Consider the following 13,451-nt stretch of genomic DNA (forward strand, 5'->3'; position numbering starts at 1 on the left):
GGCCACAGCTTTCATTATTTTATCAAGATAGTTGCTCATGGCTTTAAATGTCTAGAGCGCATGAGTGATTGGATATCCTCTAGCAGCTTATCACTTGGCTCGTCTACATGACGTTTTAGTTTGGCGAGAGTGATTTGGTTCGGATAAAAATCTGGTGGATTGAACAGTATTTGTTTTTTTATGAATGGGAATCCTTCCTGTAAGAGGGATTCCCACGCCAGCAGGCTTAAGTTGATGTCTATGAGTCGTATGTTTTCAATCTTTTGGAGTTCATGCACCACGCTTTGATCATTTACCAGTAAGTTTGCAATTGAACAGCAGGCTTTGATCTTGACGTTTGCTTTCATCAGTGTTTGGCTCAACTCTATTTCACCAGTTTCAATAATTTCGTCCTTTGTACTTACCGGCTTAAATCTCTTCCAGAACATTTTCCATGCTGGATGTCTTAGTAATGCTTTGTTAGCGAGAAGACCATATGACTGTAGGTGATAGGCCCCGCGTTCTACGGAATCTGTAAATCCCATAAGTTGTGGTATATCAATTCTCCCTTCCGATGACATATTTTCAATCCAATTCGCCAATCTATCTGGCTTTCCAATTGGAAGTGTGCTGTCGTTTAGCAGCAACAGTTCATCCCATTCATTGATCCTTTCATCTTCACTCGCTAGTCTTATGAAGTCGTGATGCGCTCCAAGGCATAGACCAAAGTTTTCACGAATACTAATCGTGATCCCTGCTTGAAGCAGTCTTTTTCTGGCATTTTCGTTTAAGTATGAACTCGAAGCAATGATCGTCCAATTGCAGCTTTTTAGTGACTTCAACGAGTCTAACCATGTGTTTGGTACTATCCCCAGTGAGTCATGGTGATGCCAAAAAAGTATTCTATTACTGGTCTTTCGATCTAGTGCTGCCAATATTGAATTGGGTTTTGTTAATCTTCCGCGGTAGTTCCAGGCTTCGGCATTTCTGTGTTCTTTCTCCTTCGCAAGAATTTCACAGCTTTCTCGCCATGCCTCAGTTAATTTTAATTCTTCTATTATCCCAATTGATCTTTTGCCGTCGTAGTGTTTAGGACTCGCTATTACATCCCAAAGTTGAAATTTAGGATGCAGTTTTTGGATACTTATTCCTAGAAGTTTCGCAACCCTCAAAATGTTGACAGTGACGGGTCGGCATCTCTGCAGGCTATGGAGCGTCTTAAAATATTGCCGTTTCAGTTTTTTGTCTGGCTCACTCGCACTGAGGACCATGCTCAGTCTGCGTATTTCCAGAGCATGCTTGCGGCTCACCATGAGCAATGAATGGTTCGGATGGCCGCAGCATTAATCCTAGCCTGCCTCAGTAGGCTGTATTGCAGATGCTTTCGCCATTTTCATGCTCAAGCTCCTGCTGGGTGACCCCAATGCCCGCAAGCTGAAGCGGTATCAGCCGATTGTTTCTGACATCAATCTGCTGGAAGAGGAGATTGCACCGCTTAGCGACGACGAGCTACGCGCCAAGACGACAGCGTTTCAAGAACGTCTGGCTGAGGCTGGAAGCCTCGAGTATCAACGCCCCATTCTTGACGAAATTCTTCCGGAGGCCTTTTCTGTAGTTCGAGAAGCCGCCAAGCGGGTTCTGGGCATGCGCCATTTCGATGTTCAGTTGATTGGCGGAATGGTTCTCCATGAGGGCCAGATCGGTGAGATGAAAACCGGTGAGGGTAAAACCCTCGTGGCCACGTTGCCCAGCTATTTGAATGCTTTAACTGGGCGTGGCGTTCATGTCGTGACTGTGAACGACTACTTGGCCCGTCGTGATGCCGAATGGATGGGTCAGGTTCATCGTTTTTTGGGTCTTTCAGTTGGTCTGATCCAGCAGGATATGACACCCGCTGAACGTCGTTTTAACTACGGGTGTGATATCACCTACGCTACTAATTCTGAGCTAGGTTTCGATTATCTGCGTGACAATATGGCTGCAGATATTAGCGAAGTTGTTCAACGCGAATTTCAGTATTGTGTGATCGACGAAGTTGATTCCATTCTGATTGATGAAGCCAGGACTCCCTTGATTATTTCTGGCCAGGTCGAACGTCCACAAGAGAAGTACCAGAAGGCTGCCGAGGTGGCATCTTCCTTGGTACGTGCAGCGGAAATGGGCAAAGATGGCATCGATCCTGAGGGTGATTACGAGGTGGATGAAAAGCAGCGCAGCTGCACTCTCACCGATGAAGGCTTTGCTAAGGCTGAGCAGATGACGGGCGTGAATGACCTGTATGACCCTCAGGATCCCTGGGCTCACTACATCACTAACGCGCTCAAGGCCAAGGATCTGTTCACCCGCGATGTGAACTACATCGTTCGCGATGGTGAAGCTGTAATTGTCGATGAGTTCACCGGTCGGGTGATGCCGGGTCGTCGTTGGAGTGATGGTCAGCATCAGGCGATTGAAGCCAAGGAACAGTTGCAGATTCAGCCGGAAACTCAGACTCTGGCGTCGATCACCTATCAGAACTTCTTCCTGCTTTATCCGCGCCTGGCGGGGATGACCGGTACGGCAAAGACCGAGGAAACTGAGTTTGAGAAGACCTACAAGCTCGAAACCACCATTGTTCCCACCAACCGGGTGCGTGCTCGTCAGGACTGGGTGGATCAGGTCTACAAGACCGAAGAGGCCAAGTGGCGGGCGGTGGCCCAAGAGACAGCCGAGGTGCACCAGCAGGGCAGGCCTGTGTTGGTCGGTACAACCAGTGTTGAAAAGAGCGAGTTGCTCAGCTCCCTGTTGGCGGAACAGAACATTCCCCACAACCTTCTCAACGCCAAGCCGGAAAACGTGGAGCGTGAGGCTGAGATCGTTGCACAGGCCGGCCGTTCAGGCGCCGTAACCATCGCCACCAACATGGCTGGTCGCGGCACCGACATCATCCTTGGTGGCAACAGTGACTACATGGCCCGTCTCAAGTTGCGGGAAGTGTTGTTACCACGGTTGGTGCGGCCTGAAGAGGGTCATCGTCCACCGGTGCCTCTGCAGCGCAGTACGGATGGTGGTGATGGCTTTGCCACAAAAGTAGCGCCGTCTTCTGGGCCCCATGGCAGTGCTCCCAGCGAAGCCAGAGCCATCGGCAGCCTTTACCCATGCCAGCTCACTGAATCAACCGACCAGGCGTTGGCCCAGCTGGCCAGGGATCTGGTCAAGGCTTGGGGCGACCGCGCCCTGACCGTGATCGAACTTGAAGACCGTATTGCAACGGCGGCTGAGAAGGCTCCCACCGACGATGCCCAGATTGCAGCTCTGCGCGCTGCCATTGCCATGGTGAAGGGCGAATACGACGAAGTCGTGAAGCAAGAAGAGGGCCGAGTAAGAGAGACAGGAGGCCTGCACGTGATCGGTACCGAGCGCCATGAGTCACGTCGTGTTGATAATCAGCTGCGCGGCCGCGCCGGGCGTCAGGGCGATCCCGGTTCCACCCGTTTCTTTCTTTCTCTTGGCGACAACCTGCTACGCATCTTTGGTGGTGAGCGTGTGGCTGGTTTGATGAATGCGTTCCGCGTAGAGGAAGACATGCCGATTGAATCAGGCATGCTTACCCGCTCTTTGGAGGGGGCCCAGAAAAAAGTGGAGACCTACTACTACGACATCCGTAAGCAGGTGTTTGAGTACGACGAGGTAATGAACAATCAGCGCAAGGCGGTCTATTCAGAACGGCGTCGTGTGCTCGATGGCCGCGAGCTTAAGAAGCAGGTGGTGGGCTACGGCGAGCGCACCATGAACGAGATCGTGGAGGCCTACGTGAATCCCGACTTGCCACCCGAGGAGTGGGATGTGGCTCAGCTGGTGAGCAAGGTGCAGGAGTTTGTGTATTTGCTGGAAGATCTCAAGGCCGACCAGTTGCAGGGATTGTCGATGGAGGAGCTCAAGGCTTTCCTGCAGGAGCAGTTACGCAACGCCTACGACCTCAAGGAGGGTCAGATCGAACAGCAGAGGCCTGGGCTGATGCGTGAAGCTGAGCGCTTTTTCATCCTTCAGCAGATTGACACGCTTTGGAGAGAACATCTGCAGGCCATGGATGCCTTGCGTGAGTCCGTGGGTCTGCGCGGTTACGGCCAGAAAGACCCTCTGATCGAATACAAGAACGAGGGCTATGACATGTTCCTCGACATGATGACCAACATGCGCCGCAATGTGATTTACTCCGTTTTTATGTTCCAGCCTGCTCCTCCTGCTGGTCAGTCGGCAGGGCAGACCGCGACTGCCTAGTCATCACTGCTGCTTGGGTCAGTCACCCAGGAACTCAAGGATTTCACGATCCTTGAGGTTTTGGGCATCGCCGCTGCGTGCTTCATGCAGTTGCCGACCAGTTGCTGCTGCCATCGTCTTGAGGTTGTGCTGAAGATTGCGCACCTGTCCTTCGAGTTGATCGATGCGCTCCATCAGGTTGCGGATCACGCTTGCTTCAGCGTCCGGCAGGGCTGAGTGGGCCAGAGGATTGATGCGTGCGCCGCTTTGATGAATCACCCGGCCGGGGATGCCCACAACTGTGCAGTCCGCTTCAACGTTGCGTACTACTACAGATCCTGCACCGATGCGGGTGTTGGCTCCAACTTCAATGGCTCCAAGCACTTTGGCGCCAGCTCCGATCACCACATTTGTACTCAGCGTGGGGTGACGTTTGCCGTGATCTTTGCCCGTACCTCCAAGGGTGACTCCCTGATAAAGCAGACAGCGATCACCCACCTGCGCCGTTTCACCGATCACCACCCCCATGCCGTGGTCAATGAAGACGCCTCTGCCGATGCTGGCGCCTGGGTGGATCTCAATACCAGTCAACGCTCGGCCAAGTTGGCTTAACAGCCTTGCAGACAGTTTGAGAGGTAGGCGGGAGCGCCAGAGCCGATGACTCAGTCTGTGCAGAGTGAGTGCTTGAAATCCTGGGTAGCAAAGCAGGATCTCCAGAGGACCGCGGGCTGCTGGGTCTCGTTCTCGGATGATCGCCAGGTCGGCTCGGATGTGATTGAACATGCCTTAGAGCCGCGCCCTCAGCGCTTGAAGGCGTCATTTTGACAGTTGGCAGTGTTCAGTCGCTTTGCAGGCCAATCTCCTTGCGGAGTAATTCGATCGTGTCTCCACTGAGGTAGCTCTGGGAGCAATGCACCTGGGGCATGCGCATCAACTGGGATCGGTTTTGGCGCAGGCTCTGCTCCACAAGGGGCAGGCTGGGGCGATCGCAGAGCACATGGCTTGATGCCCTGAGTAGGGCCAGAAGACGGCTGCCGATATCAGGCGTGGCTGTCATCAGAAGCACTTCGTTGCCGCGCATGCTGTGAAGGATCACTTCTGCCGCGCGCAGGATGCCTGGGCTGATGCTCACAAGGCCCACACAACTTCCCTGACGCAGCTCTTTGAGCATGGCGAGCTCCTCTCTGAAGTCGTTGAGATCCACTGCCACAGCGCGGACGCCATGCCGCTTCGCTAGCTCTTCTACCGGTTGCAGGAAATAACGACTGGTCACAACAGTGCCATTGCTGGCGCTTTCCAGAACGCTTTCCAGCTCTTCCATCGGCACCACTTCTACCGGGACATTGAGACAGGGTTCCAGTTCCTCGGCAATCAGCATCGAAGCTCCGATGTCTTCCCTTGGCGTGCTCACCAGGACCCTGGCACCACAGCGCAGTCGCCAGTCAATCTCTCGGGTCAGCAGATCTCGGGTCTGCTGCAGGGTGCAGCCTGCATTCAGTAGACCGTCCACGCACTTGCGAACTTCGCGGTCCACATCCGTGACGCCGCGATTGCGTGGATTGCTCGGGGTGCGCATTTCCCGTGGCTTTTGCTGATCGCGCACATAGATGCCAGAACCGGCCATGGCTTCCACCACACCGTCGGTCTCAAGCTGCCGATACACCTTGCTGATGGTGTTGCGATGAAGGCCTGTCTGCATCGCCAGTTGACGCGTGCTGGGTAGACGGTGACCCGGTGGGTAGTGCCGAGCAGCGATCGCGAAGCAAATCTGGTTGTAAAGCTGGGTCGACGCCGGGATGTCGCTTTCCTGTTGGATGTGGAATCGCACGCCGGTGGGCCAGATCAAGATGCGGCCACCTTAAGGAGTGAATGGCTCGGTGACAATTCCTTGGTTGGTCTGTGTCCCTGTGCCGATTGCTGCGAGTGCTCCGGTTTCAGTGGCAGCCTGCTGGATCTACGCCTGAATATCTGGAACTAAACGGTGCTTCTTGGTGCTGATTGCGGATCGTAATTTTTGATAGCCATAACAATTTTTGTTGAAGCAAAGCCCTTACAGAACCTGCTGTTCAACCGTGACGAATTGCAAATGCTTTGATTCAACGCCTACCGATTCCGAATTGACCTGGTTGTTGATTGGCTTGGTTAGGCGTTCCCAGCAGGCTTGCTGATCTGCCTGGCTGCGGCCGCACGGGGAGGTGCTGTGATCGTGCGCACCGCCTTGTTGGCAGCTTCTTCCTTTTCGTCTTGCTTTGCTAAAGGCGTTTTGCGCGGTGTAAGGAACATGATCATGTTGCGGCCCTCGCGCTTGGGAGGTTGCTGAATCTCAGCGGGTTCCTCGAGATCCTTCGCCATGCGCCTGAGTAAAACCTCAGCAAGCGCGGTGTGTTGGATCTCGCGGCCGCGGAAAATCACGGTGCATTTCACTTTGTCGCCGGCCTTGAGGAAACGCTGGGCTTGGCCGATTCGCACGTCGTAATCGTGCTGATCAATTTTGTATCGCATCTTGACCTCTTTAACTTCGGTCTGGTGCGATTTTTTCTTGGCTTCCTTGGCCTTTTTCTCTTGTTCGAATTTGTATTTGCCGTAATCCATGATTCGGCAAACCGGCGGATCAGCTTTTTCGCTCACTAGAACAAGATCTAGTTCCCGTTCTTTGGCCACTGATAACGCTTCTTCCCGATCAATCACTCCAAGTTGAGTGCCGTCTGCATCCACCACACGAAGCTGTGGGTAGTTGATGCGATCGTTGATGTTGGGGAGCTCCCTGACAGGAGCACGGCGGTCAAAACGGGGACGTGGTGGCATTCAGTGATGAAGAGGCTGCCGGAGAACAATCTCGGCCCGGCGGGGTTTCATTATTCACCCTAGACCGGCTTCGATCTGCTGACTGGCATCGTTTAAGGGATCGGTATCACTGAGCCAGTGTGGCTGGTGTTGACGTCTGAACCAGGTGCGTTGGCGCTTGGCGAACTGTTGCGTGCGCTTGGTTGTTTGCGCGATGGCGTTGGTTCGATCGAGATGCCCTCCCAGCACCTGTAATGCTTCGCCGTAGCCAATGGTTTGCAGGAGTGGCAGGTCAGCTCCGTAGCGCTGTTTGAGTTTCTGGGTTTCTTCCATCAGCCCCTCGGCATAGAGCTGTTCCGTGCGTTGGCTGATTCGCTCGCGCAGGTTGGCTGGATTGAGGCCGAGTTCGAGTACGCGCCAGGGAGGCGGGCTGGCACTCGACTGGGAGCTCATCGGCCTGCCAGTGGCATAGAGCACCTCCAGTGCGCGTTGGGTGCGGACTGCATCCGCCGCGGCGATCCGTTGCCATGCTGCAGGGTCTGCATCCTTCAAAAGTTGATGACAGGCTTTTTGGCCTAGTTGAGCAAGTTGCTGACGCAGTGCCGGCTGAGGTGCGACGGAGGGTGGCTTCAGCCCAGCAGTGAGTGCCTTGAGATACAGCCCGCTTCCTCCCACGAGGAAAGCAGCACCTCGCTTCTCCAGGCTGTTGTTTACCGCTGCAAGGGCCTCGTCTTGAAATTCGCGCAGGGTGATCGGTTGATCAGGTCGGCGCAGGTCGAGGAGGTGATGGGTCACTCTTTTTCGCTGGTCGGCGGTGGGTTTGGCGGTGCCCACATTCATCTCCTTGTAAAGCTGCCGTGAATCGATGTTCAGAATCTCCAGCTCAAAACGTTCAGCGAGCTCGAGGGCTAGAGCCGTTTTGCCGCTGGCAGTGGGTCCCAGCAGCACCACCACCAGTGGTGTGAGCTGCGCTGATCCTGGCGCTGCTGGTGGGCTGGGGTCGGACATGGAGAGGAACAGGGGTGGACCCCCTGAAAAAATGATGCCTCAGAGGCCTCTGCAAGCGTCTCTGGCATGCCAGTGGTAGATTTAGCCTGACAGGAAGCCTGGCCGAACTAAATCGCATGAGCGAAGCCGCGAAAGTTCAGGCGGCCTATGGCGCCGAACAAATTCAGGTGCTGGAGGGTCTCGAGCCCGTCCGTAAGCGCCCCGGGATGTACATCGGCACGACCGGGCCGAGGGGATTGCATCACCTGGTTTATGAGGTGGTGGACAATTCGGTCGATGAGGCTCTAGCTGGCCATTGCACTGAGATTCAGGTGGTGCTTGGTCAGGACGGTTCCGCTTGCATCACCGATAACGGTCGTGGTATCCCCACCGACGTTCACCCTCGCACTGGCAAGAGTGCGCTGGAAACGGTGCTGACCGTGCTGCACGCCGGTGGCAAGTTTGGTGCGGGTGGATACAAGGTTTCCGGTGGTCTCCACGGTGTTGGCGTGTCGGTGGTGAACGCTCTGAGCGAATGGGTAGAAGTCACCGTTCGCCGTCAGAGCAAGGTGCACCGTCAACGCTTTGAGCGTGGAGCTCCGATTGGCAGTCTTGTGTCTGAAGATCAGCCTTCCTCTGAGAATGGTCTGACAGGCACCAGTGTGCGTTTCAAACCCGATATTCAAATCTTCACGGTCGGCATCGAGTTTGATTACGCCACGTTGTCGGCGCGTCTCCGCGAACTCGCTTATCTCAATGGAGGAGTACGGATTGTTTTCCGCGATGAGCGTGAAACTGCCCGTGATGCCGAAGGTAAGCCCTACGAAGAAATTTATTTCTATGAGGGCGGCATCAAGGAATATGTCGCCTATATGAATGCCGAAAAAGATGCATTGCATCCCGAAATTATTTATGTGAATGCTGAAAAGGATGGTGTGTCGATTGAAGCAGCGCTGCAGTGGTGCGTTGATGCTTATTCCGACAGCATTCTTGGATTTGCCAATAACATCCGCACGGTGGATGGCGGCACCCATATCGAGGGTCTGAAGACCGTTCTCACGCGAACACTCAATACCTTTGCGCGCAAGCGAGGCAAGCGAAAAGAGGCCGACAGCAATCTTGCTGGAGAAAATATTCGTGAGGGGTTGACAGCAGTCTTGTCGGTCAAGGTGCCTGAGCCTGAATTCGAGGGTCAGACCAAAACGAAGCTGGGTAATACGGAAGTCCGTGGCATTGTCGATAATCTCGTCGGTGAGGCTCTCAGTCAGTACCTGGAATTCAATCCGGGAGTGATCGACATGATCCTCGAGAAGGCCATTCAGGCCTTTAATGCCGCAGAAGCTGCTCGCCGCGCTCGGGAGTTGGTCCGGCGTAAGAGTGTCTTGGAAAGTTCAACATTGCCTGGCAAGTTGGCGGATTGCAGTTCTCGCGATCCTGCTGAATCCGAGATCTACATCGTTGAGGGAGATTCTGCTGGCGGCTCCGCCAAGCAGGGCCGTGATCGTCGTTTTCAGGCAATCCTGCCTTTGAGAGGCAAGATCCTCAATATTGAAAAGACCGACGATGCCAAGATTTATAAAAATACTGAAATCCAGGCCCTGATCACTGCCCTGGGTTTGGGAATTAAAGGGGAAGATTTTGATGCCAAAAATCTGCGTTATCACCGGGTTGTGATTATGACAGACGCTGATGTTGATGGCGCCCACATTCGTACTTTAATTTTGACATTTTTCTACCGATATCAGAAGGAGTTAGTCGAGGGTGGTTATATCTATATTGCATGCCCACCTTTGTACAAGGTTGAGCGCGGTAAGAAGCATTCTTACTGTTACAATGAGCAGCAGTTGCAAAAAACGTTGGATGGTTTTGGCGAAAAGGCCAACTACAACATCCAGCGATTTAAGGGCTTGGGTGAAATGATGCCCCAGCAGCTTTGGGAAACAACTATGGATCCTTCTACGCGCACAATGAAGCGCGTTGAAGTTCAAGATGCCTTGGAAGCAGATCGCATCTTCACAATTTTGATGGGAGATAAAGTGGCGCCTAGGCGTGAATTTATTGAAACCCATAGTGCTGATCTAGATATGTCAGCACTCGACATTTGATGAACCACTCCGCAACGGTGATGCTGCGTTGGAGCTGGTTACTTGGCGTGTCGTTGTTTGGTCCTGTGGCTTTGCCGGCTGGTGGGGCTGAGCGTCGCCTACCTCAGGTTCGCCGCCAGCAGGGCCGTGGCCCTCTCCTCAGTGGTAGCGACTGTGTGCTCCAATCCAGTCCGCTGGTTGCAGCTCCCGCTGTACGGCGACTGGAGATAGGAACACCGTTGCAGTTGTTGCGTCGCTGGCGCAGTGAGGACGGCCATGACTGGATTCAGGTGAAGGTCACCTCTGGCCCTGCACTGACGGATTCCGTTGAGCGGCAACGGGGTTGGATTCATCACTGAGTTCAGTCCCTATCAGGCGTTGATGGTTGGCTTGGGTGCCATCCCTGGGGCTTGGTTGCGCTTAAGACTGGTCAACCACTTTGAACCGTTGGTTCCGCGCAAACACTGGGGAACCTTTGTGGTGAATCTTGTTGCTGCCTTTGCCTTGGGCTTAGTGCTCGGCCTCGAACGCGCCGGTCGTTGTGACCAATCCACACCTGCTTCTGCACTGATTTTGCTTATTGGCACAGGTTTTTTTGGCAGCCTGAGCACTTTTTCCACCTTTGCTGTGGAGGTGCTTGCCACGTTGCGTGATCGCCGCTGGGGCGAAGCTGTGTTGCTCACCGCCGGCTCGGTAATCGCTGGTCTTCTGGCTGCTGCGGCAGGTTTCACTTTGGGATTCATCAATGCCTGAGCAGTTGCCTTCCTTCAGAAAGGAGCTTCAGGAACTGCTGTTGGTCGCCATGGGGGCAGTCCCAGGGGCCTTGTTGCGCTGGCAGTTTGGTGTGGTCTTGCACGACCGAGACGTGTTGGTCAACTTGCTCGGTTCTCTGATTTTGGGCTTGCTGCTGGGCTTGCCCTATCGGCCCCGGATTCAGTTGCTGGTGGGAATTGGGTTTTGTGGTTCGTTAACCACCTTCAGCAGCTGGATGGTCAATAGCGTGGACCTGATTGTTTCGGGCCAACAGCTTGCAGCCATTGGCCTGATTGGCCTGACCCTGGGTCTGGGCCTTGGTGGCGCAGCCCTGGGTTTATGGATCGGCCGCAGCGTTGATGCGTTGGCGATCAAGCCTTTAGAGCGGCTTCGATAGCGCTGCTGAGTTCAGCATCTTCAGGAGCCACTCCGCTCTTGTAGCGATTGAGAACGGTGCCGTCTTTGCCCACGAGGAATTTTTCAAAATTCCAGGCCACATCACCAGCAGGCTCTGTCTGATTGAGCGTGGTGTAGGGCTCGGTCGTGCTGCCTGTGGCATGCACCTTGTCGAATAGTTCGAAGCTGGCGCCGTAGGTGGTTGAACAGAAGCTCTTGATTTCATCAAGGCTGCCGGGCTCCTGGGCTCCGAAGTCGTTGCAAGGAAACCCCAGAACGCAAAGGCCCTGAGCGCCGTATTTGTCTTGCAGGGCCTGGAGGCCGGCATATTGCTTGGTAAAGCCGCAGCGGCTGGCCACGTTCACGATTAACAGCACCTTGCCCGCATAGGCGCCAAGAGATTTTTCGCTGCCGTCGGGGGTGCGCACGGAAACGCTGCTGATGCTGGTAGCCATGGCTTTGGAAAACGGTTGGCGAAGACGATAACTGTCTTGCATCGGCATACACTTGAGTGCGCTGAACACGGGGCATGGATCAGGCACCGGGTTTTAGTGAAAGCCTCGCTTTGAGCGAGGTTCCTTCCCACCAGATGGTCGTGGACGTGGTTGCCCGCCAGCTTGAGTCCATGCTCAGTGTGGGTAATTACGATGGTGTCAAGCTTCTGCTTGCACCGGTGCAGCCCGTGGATGTTGCCGAGGCGATTGGCAGCTTGCCCCGCACCATGCAGGCCCTTGCGTTTCGTTTGCTCGGTAAAGACGAGGCTATTGAGGTTTATGAGTACCTTGAGCCACCGATTCAGCAGAGCCTGCTAGATCGTTTGCGTTCCGGCGAGGTGCTCGAGCTGGTTGAGGAGATGTCTCCTGATGATCGGGTGCGTCTGTTTGATGAACTGCCGGCCAAGGTGGTGCGTCGCCTGTTGACGGAGCTCAGTCCGGTGGAGCGTCGTGTGACGGCTCAGCTGCTCGGTTACGCCAGTGAAACGGCTGGTCGTTTGATGACGACTGAATACATCGATTTAAAGGAGTTTCAAAGTGCTTCCCAGGCACTCACGATTGTGCGCCGCCGCGCACGCGAGACAGAAACGATCTACAGCCTTTATGTCACCGATGGGCAGCGCCATCTCACTGGGATTTTGTCGCTGCGGGACCTCGTGACCGCAGATCCTGATGACCGGATTGGCGATGTCATGACCAGGGAGGTAGTGAGCGTTAACACCGATACGGATCAGGAGGAGGTGGCTCGGGCGATCCAGCGTTATGACTTTTTGGCTGTGCCCGTTGTGGACAGGGAGCGCCGTCTCGTGGGCATCGTCACTGTGGATGACGTGATTGACGTGATCGAGCAGGAGGCCACGCGCGATCTTTATGCCGCAGGCGCGGTGGAGGCCGGTGATGAAGACGATTACTTCCAGAGCAATCTGTTCACCGTCGCCCGACGCAGGGTGGTATGGCTGTCGGTGTTGGTTGTGGCCAGCTTTGTCACCTCAGAGGTGATTGCTCTTAATGAAGAGGTGCTCAAAGAGGTGGTTCTTCTGGCTGCTTTTATTCCGCTGTTGGCAGGAACCGGCGGCAACGTGGGTGCTCAAAGTTCCACCGTGGTTATCCGTGGTTTAAGCACCCAAAGCATCACTTCCCTTGGCCAGTTCAGGGCTGTGGCGCGTGAAGCGACTGCAGGACTGTTCCTGGGTCTGTTGATGATGTTGTTGGTGGTTCCTTTTGCCTGGTGGCGTGGGCAAAGCCCGCTGGTTGGTCTGTCGGTGGGGACCAGTCTGTTGGCAATCACCACCTTGGCTGCAACGGCCGGCGCGGCGTTTCCTTTGTTGTTCAATCGTCTGGGCTGGGATCCGGCGCTGATGTCCACACCGTTCATCACCACCTGTACGGATGTGGTGGGCACTCTTATCTATCTAAAAACAGCGCAGTGGCTGTTGCTGAACATGCCGCAGCTGCTCTCAAACGCAGGTATTTCTACCCAATTACTCGCTGCTGTCCATTTCTGAGAGGACGTTTACGTTTCTTAGGAGTACGCTTTACACAACTCAATGAAGCGTCATGGCTCCTGCTATCGCCGCTGCGTCCGTAGCGACTCCTCTTAAAGCTGTCCCCTCAAAAGCCGCGCTCTCCAAGGGTTCTGCCGGCAGATCGGTTGCTGTTCGTTCAGCAGGTGCTGATGTCGACCTTGTGCGTTCCTACCTGCGTGACATCGGCCGTGTGCCGCTGTTGAGCCACC

13 protein-coding genes are annotated in these 13,451 nt (G+C 54.5%); 7 read left to right on the top strand and 6 right to left on the bottom strand.

Going from position 1 to position 13,451, the window contains the following annotated elements; translation table 11 throughout:
* Positions 1-35: 35 nt before the first annotated feature.
* Positions 36-1,292, bottom strand: a complete 1,257-nt coding sequence (locus DXY37_RS07035) for a rhamnan synthesis F family protein (protein WP_115125960.1) — start codon at positions 1,290-1,292, stop codon at positions 36-38.
* An 82-nt stretch (positions 1,293-1,374) separates the two neighbouring features.
* On the opposite strand from DXY37_RS07035, the gene secA reads away from it, so the two are divergent.
* Positions 1,375-4,239, top strand: a complete 2,865-nt coding sequence (secA, locus tag DXY37_RS07040) for a preprotein translocase subunit SecA (RefSeq protein WP_115125961.1) — start codon at positions 1,375-1,377, stop codon at positions 4,237-4,239.
* A gap of 18 nt (positions 4,240-4,257) precedes the next feature.
* Here secA and epsC read toward each other — a convergent pair whose 3' ends face one another.
* The 4 genes from epsC to miaA all read right to left on the bottom strand — a co-directional run bounded on the left by epsC (position 4,258) and on the right by miaA (position 8,010).
* Positions 4,258-5,001, bottom strand: a complete 744-nt coding sequence (gene epsC, locus DXY37_RS07045) for a serine O-acetyltransferase EpsC (protein WP_115125962.1) — start codon at positions 4,999-5,001, stop codon at positions 4,258-4,260.
* A gap of 55 nt (positions 5,002-5,056) precedes the next feature.
* Positions 5,057-6,046 carry a GntR family transcriptional regulator gene (locus tag DXY37_RS07050; protein WP_115126035.1) on the bottom strand — a complete coding sequence of 330 codons (990 nt, stop codon included), beginning with the start codon at positions 6,044-6,046 and terminating at the stop codon, positions 5,057-5,059.
* A 314-nt stretch (positions 6,047-6,360) separates the two neighbouring features.
* A complete protein-coding gene (gene infC / locus DXY37_RS07055; RefSeq protein ID WP_115125963.1) occupies positions 6,361-7,023 on the bottom strand; it encodes a translation initiation factor IF-3 in 663 nt (220 codons plus the stop codon).
* Positions 7,024-7,077: 54 nt separating this feature from the next.
* Positions 7,078-8,010, bottom strand: coding sequence for a tRNA (adenosine(37)-N6)-dimethylallyltransferase MiaA (miaA, locus tag DXY37_RS07060; protein WP_115125964.1), 933 nt, complete (start codon positions 8,008-8,010; stop codon positions 7,078-7,080).
* A gap of 116 nt (positions 8,011-8,126) precedes the next feature.
* Between miaA and gyrB the strand changes: the two genes are divergently transcribed.
* From gyrB to DXY37_RS07080, 4 genes are read left to right on the top strand one after another with little or no spacing between them, the layout of a single operon-like run.
* Complete coding sequence (gene gyrB, locus DXY37_RS07065; RefSeq protein ID WP_115125965.1) at positions 8,127-10,094, top strand: DNA topoisomerase (ATP-hydrolyzing) subunit B; 1,968 nt, start codon at positions 8,127-8,129, stop codon at positions 10,092-10,094.
* Positions 10,094-10,432, top strand: a complete 339-nt coding sequence (locus DXY37_RS07070; RefSeq protein ID WP_115125966.1) for an SH3 domain-containing protein — start codon at positions 10,094-10,096, stop codon at positions 10,430-10,432. The genes gyrB and DXY37_RS07070 overlap by 1 nt, the downstream gene beginning before the upstream one ends.
* 22 nt (positions 10,433-10,454) lie before the next feature.
* Entirely contained in the window at positions 10,455-10,826 is a 372-nt protein-coding gene (locus tag DXY37_RS07075) for a CrcB family protein (RefSeq protein ID WP_115126037.1), read from the top strand.
* Positions 10,819-11,223: a CrcB family protein gene (locus DXY37_RS07080; protein ID WP_115125967.1), complete on the top strand. Its 405-nt coding sequence runs from the start codon at positions 10,819-10,821 to the stop codon at positions 11,221-11,223. The genes DXY37_RS07075 and DXY37_RS07080 overlap by 8 nt, the downstream gene beginning before the upstream one ends.
* Here DXY37_RS07080 and DXY37_RS07085 read toward each other — a convergent pair.
* Positions 11,198-11,677, bottom strand: a complete 480-nt coding sequence (locus DXY37_RS07085) for a glutathione peroxidase (protein ID WP_115126036.1) — start codon at positions 11,675-11,677, stop codon at positions 11,198-11,200. The genes DXY37_RS07080 and DXY37_RS07085 overlap by 26 nt on opposite strands.
* Before the next feature lie 74 nt (positions 11,678-11,751).
* Between DXY37_RS07085 and mgtE the strand changes: the two genes are divergently transcribed.
* Both mgtE and DXY37_RS07095 read left to right on the top strand, forming a co-directional pair.
* Complete coding sequence (gene mgtE / locus DXY37_RS07090) at positions 11,752-13,221, top strand: magnesium transporter (protein WP_115125968.1); 1,470 nt, start codon at positions 11,752-11,754, stop codon at positions 13,219-13,221.
* Positions 13,222-13,273: 52 nt separating this feature from the next.
* The coding region (locus tag DXY37_RS07095) for a sigma-70 factor domain-containing protein (protein WP_305791076.1) at positions 13,274-13,451 on the top strand (178 nt) is incomplete at its 3' end.

It is taken from the genome of Synechococcus sp. GEYO (assembly GCF_900473955.1).
Lineage (GTDB): Bacteria > Cyanobacteriota > Cyanobacteriia > PCC-6307 > Cyanobiaceae > Synechococcus_C.